This is a genomic window from Collinsella aerofaciens, assembly GCF_040910325.1.
GTDB classification, from domain to species: domain Bacteria; phylum Actinomycetota; class Coriobacteriia; order Coriobacteriales; family Coriobacteriaceae; genus Collinsella; species Collinsella aerofaciens_BL.
The window spans coordinates 73,928-92,498 of sequence record NZ_JBDGAV010000004.1 but is presented as its reverse complement, the minus strand read 5'-3'; the positions used below and the strand labels follow the sequence as shown (position 1 = coordinate 92,498).

20 protein-coding genes are annotated in these 18,571 nt (G+C 56.7%); 3 read left to right on the top strand and 17 right to left on the bottom strand.

Annotated features, from left to right (window positions below; translation table 11 throughout):
- Window positions 1-34: 34 nt before the first annotated feature.
- Both AB5Z25_RS02915 and AB5Z25_RS02910 read right to left on the bottom strand, forming a co-directional pair.
- Complete coding sequence (locus tag AB5Z25_RS02915) at window positions 35-646, bottom strand: DUF1836 domain-containing protein (protein ID WP_368134746.1); 612 nt, start codon at window positions 644-646, stop codon at window positions 35-37.
- Between the two features lie 153 nt (window positions 647-799).
- On the bottom strand, window positions 800-1,738 hold the full coding sequence (locus AB5Z25_RS02910; protein ID WP_346965319.1) for an NAD(P)/FAD-dependent oxidoreductase: 939 nt from the start codon (window positions 1,736-1,738) through the stop codon (window positions 800-802).
- Window positions 1,739-1,960: 222 nt separating this feature from the next.
- Between AB5Z25_RS02910 and AB5Z25_RS02905 the strand changes: the two genes are divergently transcribed.
- On the top strand, window positions 1,961-3,157 hold the full coding sequence (locus AB5Z25_RS02905; RefSeq protein WP_368134745.1) for an MGDG synthase family glycosyltransferase: 1,197 nt from the start codon (window positions 1,961-1,963) through the stop codon (window positions 3,155-3,157).
- Between the two features lie 392 nt (window positions 3,158-3,549).
- Here AB5Z25_RS02905 and dut read toward each other — a convergent pair whose 3' ends face one another.
- The 3 genes from dut to AB5Z25_RS02890 are packed head-to-tail and all read right to left on the bottom strand — an operon-like array spanning window position 3,550 to window position 4,945.
- The gene (gene dut / locus AB5Z25_RS02900) at window positions 3,550-3,993 is read right to left on the bottom strand and encodes a dUTP diphosphatase (RefSeq protein ID WP_138112619.1); all 444 of its coding nucleotides are present in this window, start codon (window positions 3,991-3,993) and stop codon (window positions 3,550-3,552) included.
- Between the two features lie 4 nt (window positions 3,994-3,997).
- Window positions 3,998-4,441 carry a transcriptional regulator NrdR gene (gene nrdR, locus AB5Z25_RS02895; RefSeq protein WP_022093781.1) on the bottom strand — a complete coding sequence of 148 codons (444 nt, stop codon included), beginning with the start codon at window positions 4,439-4,441 and terminating at the stop codon, window positions 3,998-4,000.
- Between the two features lie 51 nt (window positions 4,442-4,492).
- On the bottom strand, window positions 4,493-4,945 hold the full coding sequence (locus AB5Z25_RS02890) for a LysM peptidoglycan-binding domain-containing protein (RefSeq protein WP_368134744.1): 453 nt from the start codon (window positions 4,943-4,945) through the stop codon (window positions 4,493-4,495).
- A 160-nt stretch (window positions 4,946-5,105) separates the two neighbouring features.
- Between AB5Z25_RS02890 and lexA the strand changes: the two genes are divergently transcribed.
- Both lexA and AB5Z25_RS02880 read left to right on the top strand, forming a co-directional pair.
- A complete protein-coding gene (gene lexA, locus AB5Z25_RS02885) occupies window positions 5,106-5,750 on the top strand; it encodes a transcriptional repressor LexA (RefSeq protein ID WP_138374200.1) in 645 nt (214 codons plus the stop codon).
- On the top strand, window positions 5,750-6,409 hold the full coding sequence (locus tag AB5Z25_RS02880) for a heparan-alpha-glucosaminide N-acetyltransferase (RefSeq protein ID WP_368134743.1): 660 nt from the start codon (window positions 5,750-5,752) through the stop codon (window positions 6,407-6,409). Before lexA ends, AB5Z25_RS02880 begins: the two co-directional genes overlap by 1 nt.
- 29 nt (window positions 6,410-6,438) lie before the next feature.
- Here AB5Z25_RS02880 and hflX read toward each other — a convergent pair whose 3' ends face one another.
- From hflX to AB5Z25_RS02820, 12 genes are all read right to left on the bottom strand, one after another.
- On the bottom strand, window positions 6,439-7,728 hold the full coding sequence (gene hflX, locus AB5Z25_RS02875) for a GTPase HflX (RefSeq protein WP_368134742.1): 1,290 nt from the start codon (window positions 7,726-7,728) through the stop codon (window positions 6,439-6,441).
- Complete coding sequence (gene miaA, locus AB5Z25_RS02870) at window positions 7,728-8,666, bottom strand: tRNA (adenosine(37)-N6)-dimethylallyltransferase MiaA (protein WP_138374197.1); 939 nt, start codon at window positions 8,664-8,666, stop codon at window positions 7,728-7,730. The genes hflX and miaA overlap by 1 nt, the downstream gene beginning before the upstream one ends.
- Window positions 8,666-10,036: a tRNA (N6-isopentenyl adenosine(37)-C2)-methylthiotransferase MiaB gene (miaB, locus tag AB5Z25_RS02865; RefSeq protein ID WP_238023075.1), complete on the bottom strand. Its 1,371-nt coding sequence runs from the start codon at window positions 10,034-10,036 to the stop codon at window positions 8,666-8,668. Before miaB ends, miaA begins: the two co-directional genes overlap by 1 nt.
- 54 nt (window positions 10,037-10,090) lie before the next feature.
- Window positions 10,091-10,408: a stage V sporulation protein S gene (locus AB5Z25_RS02860; RefSeq protein WP_006235982.1), complete on the bottom strand. Its 318-nt coding sequence runs from the start codon at window positions 10,406-10,408 to the stop codon at window positions 10,091-10,093.
- Window positions 10,409-10,482: 74 nt separating this feature from the next.
- A complete protein-coding gene (locus AB5Z25_RS02855) occupies window positions 10,483-11,568 on the bottom strand; it encodes an ATP-binding protein (RefSeq protein WP_006235981.1) in 1,086 nt (361 codons plus the stop codon).
- A 1-nt stretch (window position 11,569) separates the two neighbouring features.
- Entirely contained in the window at window positions 11,570-13,120 is a 1,551-nt protein-coding gene (rny, locus tag AB5Z25_RS02850; RefSeq protein WP_368134741.1) for a ribonuclease Y, read from the bottom strand.
- Window positions 13,121-13,377: 257 nt separating this feature from the next.
- Window positions 13,378-14,070 carry a regulatory protein RecX gene (locus AB5Z25_RS02845; protein ID WP_368132205.1) on the bottom strand — a complete coding sequence of 231 codons (693 nt, stop codon included), beginning with the start codon at window positions 14,068-14,070 and terminating at the stop codon, window positions 13,378-13,380.
- An 11-nt stretch (window positions 14,071-14,081) separates the two neighbouring features.
- Entirely contained in the window at window positions 14,082-15,230 is a 1,149-nt protein-coding gene (gene recA / locus AB5Z25_RS02840) for a recombinase RecA (protein ID WP_022094695.1), read from the bottom strand.
- 257 nt (window positions 15,231-15,487) lie between these two features.
- Window positions 15,488-16,018 carry a CinA family protein gene (locus tag AB5Z25_RS02835; RefSeq protein ID WP_346965325.1) on the bottom strand — a complete coding sequence of 177 codons (531 nt, stop codon included), beginning with the start codon at window positions 16,016-16,018 and terminating at the stop codon, window positions 15,488-15,490.
- Window positions 16,019-16,030: 12 nt separating this feature from the next.
- Window positions 16,031-16,579, bottom strand: coding sequence for a CDP-diacylglycerol--glycerol-3-phosphate 3-phosphatidyltransferase (pgsA, locus tag AB5Z25_RS02830; protein ID WP_430392752.1), 549 nt, complete (start codon window positions 16,577-16,579; stop codon window positions 16,031-16,033).
- A 99-nt stretch (window positions 16,580-16,678) separates the two neighbouring features.
- A complete protein-coding gene (gene rimO, locus AB5Z25_RS02825) occupies window positions 16,679-18,028 on the bottom strand; it encodes a 30S ribosomal protein S12 methylthiotransferase RimO (protein ID WP_022094698.1) in 1,350 nt (449 codons plus the stop codon).
- Between the two features lie 27 nt (window positions 18,029-18,055).
- Window positions 18,056-18,553, bottom strand: a complete 498-nt coding sequence (locus AB5Z25_RS02820; RefSeq protein WP_161160281.1) for a YajQ family cyclic di-GMP-binding protein — start codon at window positions 18,551-18,553, stop codon at window positions 18,056-18,058.
- Window positions 18,554-18,571: the final 18 nt, after the last annotated feature.

Below are 18,571 nucleotides of genomic sequence, written 5' to 3'. Positions count from 1 at the left end.
GATGGCTCTTTGTCCCGCCCGTTTTATACGTCGGTTAGCTACTAAACCCGTTGAACTTGAGATAGCTCATCAGGTACGCCTTCGAAACGAAGGATGAAACCGCACTGCGCACAAGCAGCGACTCACGCGTTACCTGATGCGCCGTATCGGGAACCGGCGTCTGCTCGACGGAAAACGCCGAACGAATCGATGCCTCGAGCTGATCGACCACATAATCGAAGGCCGTAGGGTCATCGTAGCTCAAACGCTGAATGTTAAAGAGTGCCTGCACCGCAGCAATAGGTAGCACCTGCTTAAAGATGCAGATAGCGATCAGACGGGCAATCTGCTCGCGGCCATATTGCTTTTTGACCGGAGCAGGCACCAAGCCGACCTTCACGTAGTTATTGATCATCGATGGCGTAATGACAGGCTGCTCAACGCAAATGGACAGTGGCTCCATCCACAGCGCAACATACTCAATGACCTGGTCGCGGTAGAGCGTCACATTGGGCAACTGGTTATAGCGCGGCAGACTCAACGTATTGAGTTTGCGCACGATATCGGACTGAATAAATGCATCTGGTAGCACCGTAGGCTGAATATCCTCAGGCTTAATGCTGACCGACGAATCGGACATCGGAATAACGTGTTTAACGTGGTTCATAAAGGTCCTCCGTTCATTTTCTATATTGTATTCTAGATTATCTAGTTTTGCATACCACATAGCCGGCAAGATAAATGGCGGGATAGTGCACTGATGCATCATCCCGCCATTTAGTTAATTGATAGCAACCTTACATAAGATATATTATCGTACTTATCCACGGAGAAACGCGTATACGCTCGTTGCCGCTATGGCTCCATCAGAAACGGCAGTCACAACCTGGCGTAAACGCTTGGAACGGATGTCGCCAGCGGCAAATAGACCTGGCGTGCGGGTCGCCATGGAATCATCAGTAACAATACCGCCGTCCGGCGCCAGATCGACTAGATGCTCAACGAGCTCGGAATGGGGCTGCGTTCCGGTAAAGACAAAGATACCAAACGAGCCAGGGACAAATGACTCGGTGTGAGTTTCCCCGGATGCATTGTCCTTAAAGGTAATCGTCGTTGGCATGGCTTCGCCCGAGAGCTCGACAATACTAGTTTGGTACCTAACTGAAATATTATCTTTTGCAAGAACTTTTTGAACCACACCATCGGGGGCACGGAACTGATCGCGGCGCAAAACGATGGTCACGCTGCTGGCGATTTCTGACAAGAACAGAGCTTCCTCGCAGGCAGCATTGCCGCCGCCGATGACAAAAACCTGCTTGCCGCGAAAGAACATGCCGTCGCACGTCGCGCAATACGAAACGCCGCGACCGCGATAGGTATCCTCGCCAGCGAAACCTGCCGGACGCGGCGTGGCACCCATGCAAGCGATAACGCTCGAGGCAAGCGTATCGCCCATATCGTGATGCACCGTAAACAGCGCTGCATCGGCATCGTAATCGATACCCGTAACCATGCTCCATGTAACCTGCGCTCCCAGCCCCTCTGCATGTTGCTGAAAACGCTCGCCGAGTTCGGCGCCACTCAAGAGCGGAATGCCCGGATAGTTCTCGACCTCATTGGTCGTGGCGATCTGTCCACCCGACATGCCCTGCTCAATCACGGTCGTCGTCAGGTTGGCACGCGCAGCGTAAATGGCGGCAGCATAGCCCGCGGGGCCTCCACCGATAATCGCAACATCAATCGGCTGATCGGTAGTCATGAAGAATCCTCTCGTCGAAACGTTGTCGTTCTTTGCGCTCATACCCAAATTTACGTGAACATGACACTCATGCACTACAATGATAAATCGCGTAACAAAGCTGAAGGGGAGTTATCGATGGATCAAACGCAGACGAGCAATAGCGCTCCCCTGCCCATGCAAGCCACTCCCCAACCGGAGCAAATGACCGTTTTACCTGCACAAAAACCCCTGGTAACCATTGTGCACGCATCAGTTGGATCGGGCCACAAAGCCGCCGCCAACGCGATTGCACAAGCATTTGACCTTATCCGCGGCACCAAGGGAATCCCTGAGGATATTGAAATTGAAGTGCTCGATATCCTTGATTTTGGACGTATTAAATTCGACGGCAATAAGACCGCGGCTTCTTTTACGGGAGCCACACGCCCCATTTACGACCTGACCTGGCGATATACGCTTACGGGGCATCTTCTCTGGGGTGGCGGCACGGCATGGTCGCGAATTATGTTCCCCGCCTTCAACGAATATATTCGTCGCCGCAGGCCTATAGCCGTGGTCGCAACGCACATCACAGCAGCCAATGTTGCCGTGGGTGCCCGCGTTATTACGGGTATCGATTATCCGGTCATCTGCGTACCAACAGACTATGAAGTCGAAGGCTTTTGGCCCCACAAGGACACCGACCTGTTCTGCGTGGCCAACGAGTTTATGGCCGAAACGCTGCGCCCCCGCAAAGTTCCCGAGTCAAAGATCCGCATAACGGGCATCCCCATCCGAGCCGGTTTCGATTCAAATTACGATCGCGAGGAAGAGCTGAGCAAGTTCAATCTCCCCATAGACAAAACCGTCGTATTGGTGATGGCCGGCGCCAGTTTGCCCCAACCATACGTGCGTTTCCGTGCCGCGATGGACCACACGCTCCCCTTCTTACGCAGCTTTGAGGACATGCACTTTGTCTTTTTACCGGGCAAGGATAAGGAATACGCCGCCCGACTCAAGACGCTCTTCGACGCCATGAAGCTCGACAACGTCACGGTTCTGGACTACGTGGACGACATGGCGGCCCTCATGCACAGCTGCGACCTGGCAATCCTCAAATCAGGCGGACTCACGGTCACCGAGTGCCTGTGCGCTCATCTGCCGATGATCCTGCTGGGCAAATCATACGGTCAGGAAAAGGCCAACACCACGATGCTTACCGGCATGGGCGCCAGCATGCACGTCACCACCGCACGCGAGCTCATCGTGACGCTTCGTCACCTGCACGACCACCCTGAGTCGCTCAAAGCGCTACTCATCAACGGCGAAGTACTACGCCGCCCCCACGCAGCCGAGGACATCGCCATCGCAACCATGGAGCTAGTAGGCAAACCCCAAAAGCGCAAACGAGCCTTCTGCCGCTTCTACTGGGGCGGAAAGCCCGCGCATATCCGCTAGTCGAATGTCCGCCGCTCTGCCGGAGCCGCCCTTATATCATTCCATGCTCAAACATTCTCGCTTCGCTGCGAAACTGCGCGTGGAACGATATAAGGGCGGCTCCGGCAGAGCGGCTGCGTTTACTTACTAGCAGCTACTTCGGTATCCCCTCCATTAGAACCTGCAAAGGTAAAACAGGAAAATATAAATACAGTAAGCCGATGCGACAAAGGGACAGCCCCTTTGTCGCATCGGCTTACTAGAAAAGTAAATATTGTTTCAAGCGAGTAGCCGCCCGCCCGGGGCTTACCTATATCGTTCCACGCGCAGTTTCGCAGCGAGCGAAGCGACGCGAGAATGTTTGAGCATGGAATGATATAGGTAAGCCCCGGGCGGGAGGGATACGAGCGCCCCTAGGCGACGCCGCTGGAGCCGAAGCCTCCGTTGCCTCGGTCGGTTTCGTCTAGTTCTTCTACTTCTATGAGGTTGACCGTGGGGACTTCTTGGATGACGAGTTGGGCTATGCGGTCGCCTTTGTTGATTTGGATGTTGTTGGAGGGATCCAGGTTGATGAGGATAACCTTGAGTTCTCCTCGGTAGTGGGCGTCGATGAGGCCCGGCGTATTGACTATAGACAGGCCCTGCTTGATGGCCAAACCGCTTCGGGGCTGGACGAAGCCGGCGTAGCCATCGGGCAGGGCGATGGCCAGCCCAGTAGAGACCAGACGGCGTTCGAAGGGCTTCAGAATGCAGTCCTCGTTGGAGCGCAAATCCAAGCCGGCATCGGTGGGATGGGCGTATTTGGGAAGCTCGACGGTGGGGTCGAGACGCTTTATGTTGACGGTAATGTTGGACATGGAATCACCTTAGCTTGTCGAGCTCTTGCAGAAACTCATCGACGTCTTTGAAATCGCGGTAGACCGAGGCAAAGCGGATGTACGCCACCTTGTCGATCTTGGCCAAGCGCTTGAGTACCATGTCACCCAACTCATGGGACGTAACGGCCGTCAGCGTGCGAGAGCGCAGCTCGACCTCGATGTCATCGATAATCTCATTGAGCTTCTTAGTGTCGATATCGCGCTTGATAGTGGCGCGCATCAAGCCGACGAGCAGCTTATTGCGATCGAACCGCTGCTTGGTTCCGTCCGACTTAATGACCTCGATTGGGTCTTCGCATCGTTCGAACGTTGTAAAGCGATAGTTACACGAGCAACATTCGCGGCGACGCTTAATGGTGTTATTTGACTCCTGCATACGGGAATCAACGACGCGGGTATGTGCCTTGCCGCATTTGGGACAGCGCATGGTACCTCCTCTTAAACGATAACAAGGGTACCATGCGCAGCGCGATAATGATTACGAACGAGCAGGAACCTTAAGATGCGCACCGGCGGCGAGCGAACCATGCTCCAGATGATTGACGTTACGGATCATGTCGGAAGTCTCTTGCGTGGAAAGGCCTTCGATTGGATATTCCTCGGCAAGCGACCAAAGAGAATCACCAGACTGAACGCGAATGGTCTCATAGGTAACGTTGGAAACGGACTCGGCATACGCGGCGTGACGAGCGCTAAAGACCGACGTAGCGAGGACAAAGAAGAGCGTAAGCGCAACGGCAACGGCGACAATCGTCGGAACCTTCAGGGCAACGCGGCCCGGCGCGGCTACAGCCTGCTGATTGCGAGCAGGCTTTACGGTCAAAGGCTGAAAGCCGGAGCGGCCACCCTGAACAACCGTAAAAGTGTATTCTGCAGACGTCTCGAGCTTAAGGGCGAGGTTTCCCTGGACCATATTCGTTGCGTTCATCATGTTCTCCTCTCGCGTGTTTTGCTGAGAACAGTTTTATCAAGCCGCGCGGACAAAAATGTCTAGCGCGAGAACGAATGTTCGGTTATTATTATCTTCGAACAGTTGTTCCTGTCAAGCAAAATTCGAACATTTGTTTGACATGGGTAGAGAGGATGCCCTGATGGCTCGCAAAATTACCAAGCGTCAGCAGCAAATTTACGACTTCATCAAGGAATATCAGCAGGAGAAGGGTTATCCGCCCAGCGTGCGCGAGATGGCTTCTGCCGTGGGCCTTTCCTCCCCCAGCACCGTGCACGCCCATCTATCTGCCCTGGAGGCGCGCGGGCTACTCAAGCGCGATGCCACCAAACCGCGCGCTCTGGAACTCTTTAACGAGGACGGTTCCTCTGTCTCAATTTCTAAATCTGACGAGACCACCGCACCTCGCGGAACGGTCTCACTACCGCTCGTTGGTCGCGTCGCGGCTGGGATTCCCATTCTGGCCGAGCAGAATATCGAAGACACATTTACTATCCCGACCGAAATCGCCACTGATCAGGGTTCCTTTATCCTTGAGGTGCATGGGAGCTCAATGATCAATGTCGGTATCTTCAATGGCGATTACATCATCGTCCGTGAACAAAAGAGTGCCATGAACGGCGAAATTGTCGTGGCTATGATTGATGGTTCAGCGACCGTCAAGACGTTCTACAAGGAGCAGGGACGCGTACGCCTGCAGCCTGAGAATGACACCATGGAGCCTATCTATGCAACGAATCCCGTTATCTTGGGCAAAGTCGTCGGCTTGATGCGCCGGTTCTCGTAATGCAAAAACGCATCACCATCTTTGATACCGTCCGCGGGTTTACGATGATTTCAATGGCAGGTTTTCACGCTTGCTACGATCTCGCCTACCTGTACGGTTGGGATATGCCCTGGTTTACACAGACCGTCTTTCAAGACATCTGGCGTGCCAGCATCAGCTGGGTATTCTTGTTTATCGCGGGTTGGATGTGCACGCTCTCACGCAACAATATCAAACGTGCCGCCAAATACGCCTTAGCAGCACTCGTCGTCTGGTTGGCAACAACACTTGTCTCAGTAGACGATTCGGTTAATTTTGGCATCATCTACTGCATGGCCGCATGTACCGGCATCGTGGCGTTGACCGATCCCGTCCTTAAGAAGATATCGGCGAGATGGGGCATGTCCCTATGCCTTGTGTTGTTCGCCCTCACCTGGAGTATCCCCAAAACGATCTATCCTGTCCCCTACCTGGCGTGGCTGGGATTTCCGAGCCCTGGGTTTGTTTCAGGTGATTACTACCCCATCATCCCGTTTTTCTTTATGTATCTTGCAGGATACTTCGCCGCACACATAGCGCAGGGAATCGATAAGACCGTCCCAAGCTGGGCCTACGCCAATCCCATCCCGGCGCTCGCCAGCCTTGGACGTCACGCACTCCCCTTTTATCTACTGCATTAGCCCACTATTCTGGGCTTTTTGGAGCTCGTCTACTCGGTGCGATAACGCTTGAGCCGCGGCGCGATACGAGCCGGCAGCTTCGCAACAATACGAACGCCGCCCTCAAGATATTCCTCGTGCAAAAGGGTTCCCTGTTCATGCACCAGCGTGATGAGGGCGCCCTCGCGATACGGGATATCAGCGGAGAGCAACACATCGGTGGCAGCCGCCTCACAAGCAATACGGTCGACGAGATCGTCGAGTCCCTCGCCCGTCTGGGCCGAGAACAGCACGGCCTCGGGATAGCGACGACGGAAACTCAATCGATCAACGCTATCGAGAAGATCGATTTTATTGAACACCGTAAGCGTCAAACGCTCGCCGGCACCGATCTCGTCAAGAACGCGATCGACTGCCTCGAGCTGGCGCTCGTAGTCCTCGTCAGAGGCATCCACAACTTTAAGGATCAGATCGGCACCAAGAACCTCAGACAGCGTGGACTTAAAGGCATCAACGAGACCATGCGGTAGCTTTTGAATAAAGCCAACGGTATCGGTAATCGTCATGCCGCGACCGCCGGGCAGGCGATACGAACGCGTCGTCGGGTCGAGCGTAGCAAACAGCTTGTCCTGCGAAAGTACCGTAGAGCCGGTCAGGCGATTAAGCAACGTCGATTTACCGGCATTGGTATAACCGGCTAACGCGACGCGAAACGCCGGTGACTCAATGCGGCTCTTGGACTGGACATCGCGACGCTGTTCAACCTGCTTGAGCTCACGACGAAGCGCAGCGATCTTATTACGAATGAGGCGACGGTCGACCTCGAGCTGACTTTCGCCCTGACCAAAGCGTGAACCGATGCCGCCGCGCGTCTGCTCCTTGGCAAGATGGCTCCACATACCGCGCAGACGAGGCAACAGATATTGAAGCTGCGCCAGCTGTACCTGTAGGCGTCCCTCACGCGTCTGAGCATGCAGGCCAAAGATATCCAGGATCAGTGCTGTACGATCGATAATCTTTACCGGCTCGCCCACGGCTTTCTCCAAATAGGATTGCTGCGAGGGCGATAAATCGTCGTCGAAGATAACAACATCGACATCCATACGATGCACGAGCCCGCAAAGCTCCTCAACCTTACCGGAACCGATAAACGATTTTGGATACGGCTTAACCAGACGCTGTGACAAACGCGCCACGCACTGGGCGCCAGCCGTATGGGCCAGGCGCTCAAGCTCGTCAAGCGAACGATCGAGCGGCCATGCATTGTCGCGCCACTCAACACCAACTAAAATGGCACGCTCGGGCTCGGGTGCCGTGGGAACAAGGGGGAAACGGGCCATTAGGCAGCCTCAATACGATGCAGGATGTCCTCAACGACCTCATCGATCGTAAACTCGTCCATATCAAACCACACGATACGGTCATCGCGCTTAAACCACGAAAGCTGACGTTTGGCATAGCGACGCGAACGCATCTTGATGAGTTCGCGAGCCTCATCCATAGAAATCACGCCATTGAAAGCATCAATGATCTCTTTATAGCCAATTGCCTGCATCGAAGTCAGGGCATCTCCCAGCCCCTGGTCCATAAGACCGCGAACCTCATCAACAAGACCCTGTTCAAACATCAGATCGACACGCAGGTTAATGCGCTCGTAGAGCACCTCGCGATTACGCGTCAGACCAAACCATAGAGCATGATAATGCTCGCGCGGAACACTAAACTGACTTTTTTGCTGTGCATAGGAGATACCATCATCATGCATCTCGAGCGCACGAATCACACGGCGCACGTTATGGGGATGAATAACAGCAGCCGATTCTGGGTCGCGCTCGGCAAGCAGGGCATGCAGTTCTTCCTCGCCAATACGCTCGGCAAGCTCCTGATAGCCCACACGGCGATCGTCCTCAAGTTCACCCGAGGGAAAGTCCATCTCATCGAGGGCGGCCTTGAGATATAGCCCCGTACCTCCGCAAAAAACCGGCAGACAACCCGAACCAATGAGACGTTCAACATGCGCGCGAGCGTCAGCCTGATAAAGCGCAGCAGAATATGCCACACCCGGCTCTACAATGTCGACGAGACGCAGCGGCGCCGTACACTCATCGGGCGTCATCTTTGCGGTACCGATGTCCATGCCGCGATAGATTTGCATCGCATCGCACGACAGCACTTCGGACGAAAGACGAGCGGCCAAACGGTCGGCAACATCACTCTTACCAACCGCCGTCGGACCGACGATCGCAACGGCGGAAAGACCTGCCCCGGAAGAAACCATTAGCGCGGCTCGCCCACAACGGAGCCGGACAAATACCAGGTCTTGGCAACGTCAACGTCAACATCAACGATCTTGCCAACAAGCTGATCGATGCTGTAACCCTCGGGGATAGGCGCATGCACGGTCTGATTCTTGGGACTCTTGCCCAGCAGGACCGCGTCGTTCTTTTTACTCGTTCCCTCAATGAGCGCCGGAACCACAGTATGAAGTTCACCCTGGTTATACTCATGTGCCGTGGTCTCGATAACCTTAACCAGGCGGTTGAAACGCCCGAGAATAACCTCATGCGGCGTAGGATCGTCAATCTCTGCGGCCGGGGTACCGGCGCGCTTGGAATAGATGAAGGTATAGGCCTGGGCATAGCGGACCGTCTCGGCAAGTGAAAGCGTCTGCTCAAAGTCTTCTTCAGTCTCGCCCGGGAAGCCAACGATAATGTCAGTCGAGAGCGCGATATCGGGCATGCGGTTGCGAATGCGATCGACCAGGCCCAGATAGTCCTCGCGTGTATAACGGCGATTCATCTCTTTGAGGATCCGCGTCGAACCTGACTGGACGGCCAGGTGCAGCTGCGGCATAACAGCAGGCGTCTCGGCCATGGCGTCGATGGTCTCGGGCAGCAGATCCTTGGGATGCGAAGACGTAAAGAAGATGCGCTCCACACCCGTATCGCCCACGGCACGCAGCAAATCGGCAAAACGCGGCTTGCCAAACAGATCGCGACCATATGAGTTAACGTTTTGGCCCAGCAGCGTAATCTCACGCACGCCCTGGCGCACCAAACCGGTCACCTCGTCGACAATCTCCTCGAAGGAGCGGCTCTTTTCGCGACCGCGCACGTACGGAACGATGCAATAGGTACAGAAATTATTGCAGCCCGTCATGATGGGCACCCAAGCGTGATACTGGGTCTCGCGATGCCACGGCATGCTCATGGCATCCGTATCCTCATGCTCATTGGTGCGGATATGACGCTTGCCATCAAGGAACGCCTCGGCAATGAGCTCTGCCACATGTGCGATGGAATGCGTACCAAAGATGACATTGACGTTATCGACGTTGGTGAGCAGGCCCTCGCCATCGCGCTGCGCGATGCAACCACCAACGGCAACCACACGCTTGCCCGAAGGCGAAGGCGGCAGGCTTTTACAGGAATTGCACTGGCCGTACAGGCGAGTATCGGCGGCCTCGCGCACGCAGCATGTCATGAAGACAACAATATCGGCATGCTCGGGATCGAGCGCCATGAGGCAACCATACGAATCGAGCAGACCGCTCACGCGCTCGGAGTCGTGCTGATTCATCTGGCAGCCAAAGGTGCGGATAAAGTAGGTTTTACCGGCAAGAATATCGCGTACGGAACGCTGGTCCATGTGCATAAGTCCTAACGATGGAGAGGGGGGGGGGCGAATCGAGGCAAGCAGAAGCTATGCCACAGGCTTAACATCATCCATGACGACGTTATCCATAGCAGCTCGATTGATCTGGTGAACGTAAATAGAAAGACGGATGGCCGTGCGCGACTCCCCGTTAATGAGGATGTCGGAGAACACGGGCGCGCAGGAAATATCAAACCCGGTTGGAATCAAAAAACCGCGCGCAATAGCCACGGCCTTTATGGCCTGGTTGACCGCACCGGCGCCGACACACTGAATGTTGACGGGCACACCATCCTTGACCATGCCGGCGATGGCGCCGGCAACGGACGCGGGCGATGATTTGCTTGATACCTTCAGGCAATCCATGAAGAAACTCCTGCGTTTAAAAGTACGTTTTAACTGCAATAACTGTATCGTACCGAGTGGACTCGGTAAAGGCACTATTCCTCTTTGGCAAGATCGAAGGTCACAGTGATTCGATCACGCGAAACACGAATCTTTGGGTCACCGCAAAGGTTGAGATAGTACCGGGCGGCAAGGTCATTAAAGTCACGCTCCACAGCACGCGAAAACTGTGCCATGTCATCCTTGGCAATACGTAGCCCGCGACGATCCTTTGCAAGATCGACAGGAGCCGGCGCATGCGAGGACGAATCACGCTCGCGCAGCAGACGCGCGGTCACACCGCGAACGGGTTTAATCTGCCCTGCCAAAATGCGATGGGCCGTGCGCTCGGACATCTCAAGACCCAAACCCGAACAGATACGGATAAAGTCCTCGGCATCAGAGGCAAGGCCTAAACGATCGACAACCGGAAGCTCGCTCTCGTCATCAATGAACAGGAGACGCGACGTATCGAGCCGACTTGACGCCTGAGCATAAAGGGTCGCGGCAATCTCAGACGGAGAACCAAGATAGACATCGCAACCACGCAACTCCTCGAGCGCAAACTCACAGGCAGCGCGAATAATATTATGCGGGCCGCGAGCACAGACATAACGTCCGTCCTCATCCTTGACGGCCTGGGGCCAGCTGGACTGATCGGCACGCTCGCTGAGGCGGTCGGCTGCAACGCTCACCTTAAAGGCTGAACCAAGATCGACGCCGGACGTGACCACACGGGCCTCGTCGGTGTTCTGCTTGATCGAAAACAATGCCATGCCACGACCGTGAACGCCCCAACGGTCCATCTTCATGCTCTCGAGCTTGGAGGTAACGCGAGCATCGAAGATTCGCTCTTGCATATCCTGCGGAACGCCCGAACCGTTATCCAGAAAGACAAGCGTGCGGACGCCATCTTCCTTGGTCGTGGCGAGATAGACCTTGTCGGCACCAGCATCGCGAGCATTACGGAGCATTTCGATGACGATATCCTCGACATGCTGAATGTCGTGCTTTGCCTGGCGCCGCTCGGCCTCCGAAACGCGGAGGCGGACATACCCCTCGCCAAGGTTCTCCTCGACGCGAAGGTTGCCCTCCCCCGACATCGACGCGATAAATGAGATGAGCTCGTTCGCGTCGCTCATGTTATTTAGCGATATCGACAGCGCGGCTCTCGCGAATCACGACGACGCGCACCTGACCGGGATACTCCATCTCTTCCTCGATCTGATGGGCGATATCGTGAGCCAGGACCGTGGACTGGGCATCGGAGATCTTGTCCGGCTGAACCATGACGTGTACCTCGCGACCAGCCTGCATGGCATAGGTACGCTCGACGCCTTCATGGGAGTTGGCGATCTCCTCGAGCTTCTCGAGACGCTTGATGTAGTTCTCGGCAGACTCGCGACGGGCACCGGGGCGAGAGGCAGAGACAGCATCGGCGGCCTGCACCAGGACATCGAGCACCGTGTTGGAGTCGACATCGGCATGGTGAGCCTCGATAGCGTGGACGATAACGGGCTTCTCGCCATAACGGCGGGCAAGCTCAGCGCCGATGACGGCATGCGGCCCCTCGACGTCATGGTCGATTGCCTTGCCCAGGTCGTGCAGCAGGCCGGCGCGCTTGGCGGTCACGACGTCCAGGCCAAGCTCGGAAGCCATCACGCCGCACAGGTCAGAGACTTCGAGGGAGTGCTGAAGCACGTTCTGACCAAACGAGGTACGGTAGCGCAGGGCACCAAGGGTCTTGACGATCTCGGGGTGCAGGTCGTGAATGCCGGTATCGAATGCAGCTTGCTCGCCAGCCTCGCGCACGCGCTGCTGAACCAGGTCGGCAGCCTTGTGATACATCTCCTCGATGCGGGCGGGGTGAATGCGGCCGTCGGCGATGAGGTTCTCGAGGGCGACACGGGCGGTCTCACGACGGACCGGATCGAAGCTCGAAAGAACGACGGTCTCGGGCGTGTCGTCGATCACGAGGTTGACGCCGGAAACCTGCTCGAAGGTCCGGATGTTGCGACCCTCGCGACCGATGATACGGCCCTTGAGGTCATCAGAGGGAATGTGCACGGAGGTAACGGTGACCTCGGCAGTGTGGTCGGCAGCGCAGCGCTGAATCGCCAGGGAAAGAATCTCCTGGGCGGTCTTGTGGCACTCGGCGCGAACCTGCTGCTCGGACTCGCGAATAATCGTGGCGGCCTCGTGGGTGACCTCGCCGCGAACCTTATCGAGGAGCTCCTTGTGGGCATCCTCGCGGGTAAGGTCGGCGATACGCTCGAGCTCGGAGGTCTGCTTTGCGCAGAGTTCCTCGAGCTCACGGGAGCGCTTCTCGACCTGACCGGCCTGACTGGACAGCTGATGCTCGCGCTTGTCGAGAGCGTCGTTGCGGCGATCGAGGGATTCCTCGCGCTGCATCACGCGGTTCTCGAGCGTACGAATCTCGCTCTTACGCTGCTTGTCCTCGGCCTCGGCGGCCTGCTTGTTCTTGATGATCTCCTCTTTAGCCTCGAGCAGAGCCTCTTTTTTGAGGGTCTCGGCCTGACGCTTTGCATCACCGATCAGGGACTCAGCCTGTGCGTGTGCCGACTGGATCTTTTCGTCGGCCTCGTGAAGACTACCCTGCTTGGCGGTGCGCATGTAGGCAATGGCGGCAATGGCACCCAAAACGATGCCAACGAGCGCTGCAATGATAGGCATGCTCACTCCTTTTTATGGATTCGTTACACAACAAAGCGAACCGTCCTTATGAACGGCTCGCGACATTTGAGTAATATGGGCGCAGCTTATGCGGGTCGGATACAGATAAACATATAAACAAACTCATCACAGATGAGCACATATCACAAAGCAAATGACAGTGTTTATCGTACGTTGAACCACAACAACTGTCAAATAAATGGCCCCAGTACGGCGGCTAAAACGCGGTGAACGGCGGGGCCACAAAACGCATACGCCTAAAGCGCACATCCCTCGCATTCGGCATCGAGACGTGCCTTAACGGCATCGGCGGCGATGTGATACGAGAAGCCCTTGCCCATCAAAAACCGAACCAGTTTTTCGAATCCGCACGTCTCTGGAACACGCCGCTTGGCGAGCAGGGCTGACGCACGCGCCAAATCGTCTTCGACGGCAAAATAATCCTCGGGATAACCGGGAATGTCATCGAGCACGACATGACGGCGCTTAAGTTCGGTCTCGATTTTGCGCTGACCCCAACCGCGCCGCTTGCGTTCCTCGATAAAGTACGAGCAAAAGCGGTTCTCGTCTAAAAAGTGATACTCGGTGGCGCGCTCGACGGCGAAATCGATCGCGGGCTGGCGGAAGCCGTAGCAAGCCAGCTTGTCACGGACCTCACCCGTCGCATGGTCACGGCGTGATAACATCTCGGTCACCATGGTAAGTGCACATTTACGCTCGATGAGCTGCACAGCCTCACGAAAGTTATCCCAATCACAGGGAAAATCGGGGCGGTTTTTGAGATACAGCCGCGCAACCCGCACGGGAATCCAAATGGACCGTTCAAAACCGCCCTCAAGCTCACAATCGATATGCGCGCAGGGCTTTTTAGACGCATACCCGCTCGAGAACGAGGAGGCCGCCTTCTTATCGGGAAAGACGACCGTAGCCTCGGTCACCGTATACGACATGAGCGTAACCGCTACTCGTCGTCATCATCGAGCATGGCGGAACCATCGATGGCGTAAAGCTCGTCAAACTCCTCAGGCGCAGGCTGATCGGTCAGCTCGACCTCGGACGGAGCATCGTCATCAAACTCAAGCCCGCAGGCAAGGCGGACCTTATGCTCAATCTCGTCAGCGCAATCGGGGTGTTCGCGCAGGAACGCCTTGGCGGCCTCGCGACCGTTGCCGAGCTTGTCCTCGCCATAGGCAAACCAGGAGCCCATCTTCTTGCAGATGCCGCACTCGACAGCCATGTCCAAGATCGAGCCCTCCTTAGAGATGCCCGTACCATACATGATGTCGAACTCAGCAGAACGGAACGGAGCCGCCACCTTGTTCTTAACGACCTTGGCGCGCACGCGGTTACCGATAACCTCGTCCTTAAGCTTAATGCTGTCGATACGGCGAATGTCGATACGCACCGAAGAGAAGAACTTAAGGGCGCGGCCGCCCGTCGTAGTCTCGGGGTTGCCGAACATGACGCCGATCTTCTCACGCAGCTGGTTAATGAAGATGCACGTCGTGTTGGACTTAGACAGCGAGCCGGCGAGCTTGCGGAGCGCCTGGCTCATCAGGCGAGCCTGAAGACCGACCGTAGTGTCGCCGATCTCTCCCTCGATCTCGGCACGCGGGGTCAGCGCGGCGACGGAGTCGACGACGATGGCATCGATGGCGCCGGAACGCACGAGCATGTCAACAATCTCAAGCGCCTGCTCGCCCGTATCGGGCTGGGAAATGAGCACCTCGTCGATATCCACGCCGATGCGCGCGGCATACGTGGGATCAAGCGCGTGCTCGGCATCGATAAATGCCACAACGCCACCCATAGCCTGGGCCTCTGCCAAAATCTCGAGCGAAAGCGTCGTCTTACCGGAGGACTCAGGACCGTAAATCTCGACGATACGGCCGCGCGGCACACCGCCGATACCCAGAGCGGCATCGAGTGCCAGAGCGCCCGTAGGGATGGCCTCGACCTCGAGCTCGGGACCACCGTCGCCGTACCTCATGATGGAACCCTGGCCGAATTTCTTCTCGATCTCGGCCTTGGTGGTGGCGATCATCTCATCGCGCTCTTTACCCGTCGTGCGAGCATGAACGGTACGTACGGGACCTGAATTCTTGGCCATGAATAGCCCTCCTCTTAACAACCTGCATCGATAATAAACGAACGGCTGTTCGTGGTCAACCGTTCAGGCCAATCATATGCAGGCGGTCTTTCCAAAACCCAACCAAACGCCGACCAAACACTGACCAAATGCTTGACCACAAAGGACCAAATATGAACAAGGCAGGCAAAAATACATCTACAACCAGCACAAACGCCAAATGAGCCTAAGGTCCCTATCTCCACAATTAAGGGGCTCGGAGGCCCCTTAAAACACGTCTATTCCATAGAGTTGAGCACAAGGGCAATGCGACCCAATGCCTCCGTGACCGCATGGGCACGAACACACGAACGGTCGCCCTCATAGTGGCAGCGCACAGAGTCCACGACCGGCACGCCCCCATCGGCGGAACGATGCGCCCAGCCAATATAGAAAGTGCCCGCCGGATCGTCCTCAGTACCACCGCCGGGGCCGGCATAACCCGTTGCGCTCACTGCAATATCGCTCTGGTACAGCTCCAGCGAACCCGACGCCATCTCGCGCGCAGTCTGATGCGACACCGCAGTGTAACGGTCGAGCGTCTCCTGCTCAACACCCAGCACGCGATGCTTAATCTCATCGCAGTAGGTCACCGCACCGCCACGCAGCACCGCCGAGGCACCAGGGATATCGGCGATCGTCGAGGCGATCATGCCAGCTGTCAGAGATTCAGCCGTCGAAACCGTCACACCACGAAAGCTTGCACGCTCGACAATATCGCGTGCGAGCTCTTCGTTATGCGCGGCAATCTGCTCAAATGATTCCGTCATGCCTACCAGGACCTAGACGGAAAAGACTATCTTGCGGCAGTTCCAGAAGTACTGGGCGCCCGAGATAACGGTCAGGACAACGGCAACGGCGTACAGGAAGCGCGACACCGAGTAGATGCCGAGCGTCAGCGCCACCGGGCCAAGGTGCAAGCCGGCCATAGCAAAAACGCACAGGTAACCGCAAATGGAGACCATCGTGGTTGCCGTCTTGTACTTGCCGAGCTTATCGGCCGCAACGACCACACCGGCCGCACTCGCGACCATGCGAAGGGCACTCACCAGAAGCTCACGGAACAGGATAATGAACACGGACCACACGGTCACCGCGCCAAAATCCAAGAACAGCAGCAGGGCCGAGAACACGAGCAGCTTATCGGCGATGGGGTCCAAGAACTTACCGAAGTCGGTGATCTCGTTGCGCGAACGCGCCAGATAACCGTCGACCTTATCGGTGCACGACAGAATCACATACAGAATGAAGGCAGCGGCGGCGAGCGGGCCGTCGAAGGCACTCCAATCCGTACCGGCAACACTCGTGTGAGAAAGCGCCGACACGATCATGAACACCGGGATAAAGACGATGCGAACGCACGTCACGATGTTGGCGGGCGTCCAGACACTCGTCAGTTCCTTATTGCTCTCGTTAGCCACGACGCTCTCCTACTCCACAACATGACCGATAAGCTCATAGCAGAAGCTATCGGTAAACTCGACGGTCAGAATATCGCCCACGGACGCCTCGCTGGCGTCCAGATGCACCGCGCCATCGGAATCGGGCGCCTGGAACCAGGCATGGCCGATCAGCTCGGCGCCATCCTCGGTCTCTTCGATACCGTCGACGATCACCTGGGCGCGCTCGCCCACATGTGCGGCAGTGGCGGCAAAACCGAGCGACTCGGCCAGGTCCATGGCCTCCTGGGCGCGCTCGAGCTTGACCTCTTCGTCGACCTGACCCTCCATCTTAGCGGCCAGGCTGCCCTCCTCCTGCGAGTAGGCAAAGACGCTCGTGTAGTCAAAGCCGACGGTGTCCATAAAGTCGATAAGGTCGCGGAACTCGTCGTCGGTCTCGGTCGGGAAGCCGACCATGGCCGTGGAACGGATCACGATGCCGGGGATACGCTCACGCAGATCGCGGAACAGGTCCTCGAGCTCCTGGCGTGAACCGGAGCGACGCATGGCCTTGAGAATGCGCGCGTCGCAGTGCTGCACGGGGATATCGATATAGGGCAGCACCTCGGGCGTATCGCGAATCGTCTCGATGAGTTCGTCAGTCATGCCCTCGGGCTGCAGATAGAGCACGCGGACCCAGACGTTGTGCGGGCGCACGGCCTCGGCGACGGCACGCAGCAGCTGCGCCAGATTGCGCGGCGAGCCATCGGCGACGTCCTCGTCGGCAAAGTCGGTACCCCAGATGCCCGTGTCCTGGCCGATCAGCACGATCTCGCGCACACCGCCGGCAACCAGGTCGCGCACCTCGGAGATGATGCTCTCGGCATTGCGCGAATGATAGCGGCCGCGGATGTAGGGAATCATGCAGAAGCTGCAGAAGCGGTTGCAGCCATCGGAAATCTTGACGTAGGCGACAGCACCCTCGACGGTACGTTTGACCTGCGGGATATAGGCTGCAATCTCGCGCTCGACACCCAGCACGCCATCGATGACCGCCACGATGCCGTCCTCCTCGTCGGCCTTCACAAAGGCAGCGACCTCGGGCAGCTCGTCAGGTAGGTCATCGCCATAGCGCGACGGCACGCAGCCGCACATGACGATGGGGCAAGAACGAACGCCGTCCTGAACCTCGTTGGCGAGTTCGAGCGTGGTCTCGATGCTCTCGGACGTTGCGGAGGCGAGGAACGAGCAAGTATTGACGATGGCAATATCGGCATCCTGCGGGTCGAATGCCTCCTCGTAGCCCGCGGCGGTCAAAAGAGAACGCATGCGGTCAGTGTCAACCTCGTTCTTAGCGCACCCGAGGGTGATGTAGAGCACGGAGCCCAACGGTGTATCCATGTTGGAGAGCGGTCCTTTCGATTGATATTAGCGGTAGTTGGTGAACTGCAGCGGCTGGCCGTAGTCCTGGTCGCGCAGGAACTGGATCACGGACTGCAACGCGTCCTTCGAAGCAGAGGAAACACGCAGTTTGTCGGCCTCGATGGTCACCTTGACCTTGAGCTTTTGGTCCTTGATGTCCTTGTTGATCTTCTTGGCGGTCGCTTGGTCGATACCCTCGACGATATGGCCGAGCACGCGCACGGTGCCGCCCGATGCCGCCTGCGGAGCATCCCACGAGACGGCCTTGAGGTCGATGCCGCGCTTGATGAGCTTGGAGCTCAGCACGTCGACAATCTGCTTGGAGACAAAGTCGGCCGGGGCGTTGATCGTAAAGAGCTTGTCGCCCTTCGAAAGCTCGATCGTGGCGCCGGAATCCTTAAGGTCATAGCGCTGGGAAATCTCGCGCGTGGTCTGCTGAAAGGCGTTATCGACCTCTTGCATGTTGACCTCGGACACGACGTCGAAGCTGGAATCTTTAGCCATGATGTTTCCTTTCGCGTA

Bases quoted from the DNA above. Each gene is read 5' to 3' on its own strand.
- recA (WP_022094695.1), bottom strand. From the start codon at position 15,230: ATGGCCAAGAATTCAGGTCCCGTACGTACCGTTCATGCTCGCACGACG.
- AB5Z25_RS02890 (WP_368134744.1), bottom strand. From the start codon at position 4,945: ATGATGAACGCAACGAATATGGTCCAGGGAAACCTCGCCCTTAAGCTC.
- AB5Z25_RS02910 (WP_346965319.1), bottom strand. From the start codon at position 1,738: ATGACTACCGATCAGCCGATTGATGTTGCGATTATCGGTGGAGGCCCC.
- AB5Z25_RS02915 (WP_368134746.1), bottom strand. From the start codon at position 646: ATGAACCACGTTAAACACGTTATTCCGATGTCCGATTCGTCGGTCAGC.
- pgsA (WP_430392752.1), bottom strand. From the start codon at position 16,579: ATGATCGTGTCGGCGCTTTCTCACACGAGTGTTGCCGGTACGGATTGG.
- miaA (WP_138374197.1), bottom strand. From the start codon at position 8,666: ATGGTTTCTTCCGGGGCAGGTCTTTCCGCCGTTGCGATCGTCGGTCCG.
- lexA (WP_138374200.1), top strand. From the start codon at position 5,106: ATGGCTCGCAAAATTACCAAGCGTCAGCAGCAAATTTACGACTTCATC.
- rny (WP_368134741.1), bottom strand. From the start codon at position 13,120: ATGCCTATCATTGCAGCGCTCGTTGGCATCGTTTTGGGTGCCATTGCC.
- nrdR (WP_022093781.1), bottom strand. From the start codon at position 4,441: ATGCGCTGTCCCAAATGCGGCAAGGCACATACCCGCGTCGTTGATTCC.
- AB5Z25_RS02845 (WP_368132205.1), bottom strand. From the start codon at position 14,070: ATGTCGTATACGGTGACCGAGGCTACGGTCGTCTTTCCCGATAAGAAG.
- dut (WP_138112619.1), bottom strand. From the start codon at position 3,993: ATGTCCAACATTACCGTCAACATAAAGCGTCTCGACCCCACCGTCGAG.
- AB5Z25_RS02880 (WP_368134743.1), top strand. From the start codon at position 5,750: ATGCAAAAACGCATCACCATCTTTGATACCGTCCGCGGGTTTACGATG.
- AB5Z25_RS02835 (WP_346965325.1), bottom strand. From the start codon at position 16,018: ATGACGGAATCATTTGAGCAGATTGCCGCGCATAACGAAGAGCTCGCA.
- hflX (WP_368134742.1), bottom strand. From the start codon at position 7,728: ATGGCCCGTTTCCCCCTTGTTCCCACGGCACCCGAGCCCGAGCGTGCC.
- miaB (WP_238023075.1), bottom strand. From the start codon at position 10,036: ATGGACCAGCGTTCCGTACGCGATATTCTTGCCGGTAAAACCTACTTT.
- rimO (WP_022094698.1), bottom strand. From the start codon at position 18,028: ATGGATACACCGTTGGGCTCCGTGCTCTACATCACCCTCGGGTGCGCT.
- AB5Z25_RS02855 (WP_006235981.1), bottom strand. From the start codon at position 11,568: ATGAGCGACGCGAACGAGCTCATCTCATTTATCGCGTCGATGTCGGGG.
- AB5Z25_RS02820 (WP_161160281.1), bottom strand. From the start codon at position 18,553: ATGGCTAAAGATTCCAGCTTCGACGTCGTGTCCGAGGTCAACATGCAA.
- AB5Z25_RS02860 (WP_006235982.1), bottom strand. From the start codon at position 10,408: ATGGATTGCCTGAAGGTATCAAGCAAATCATCGCCCGCGTCCGTTGCC.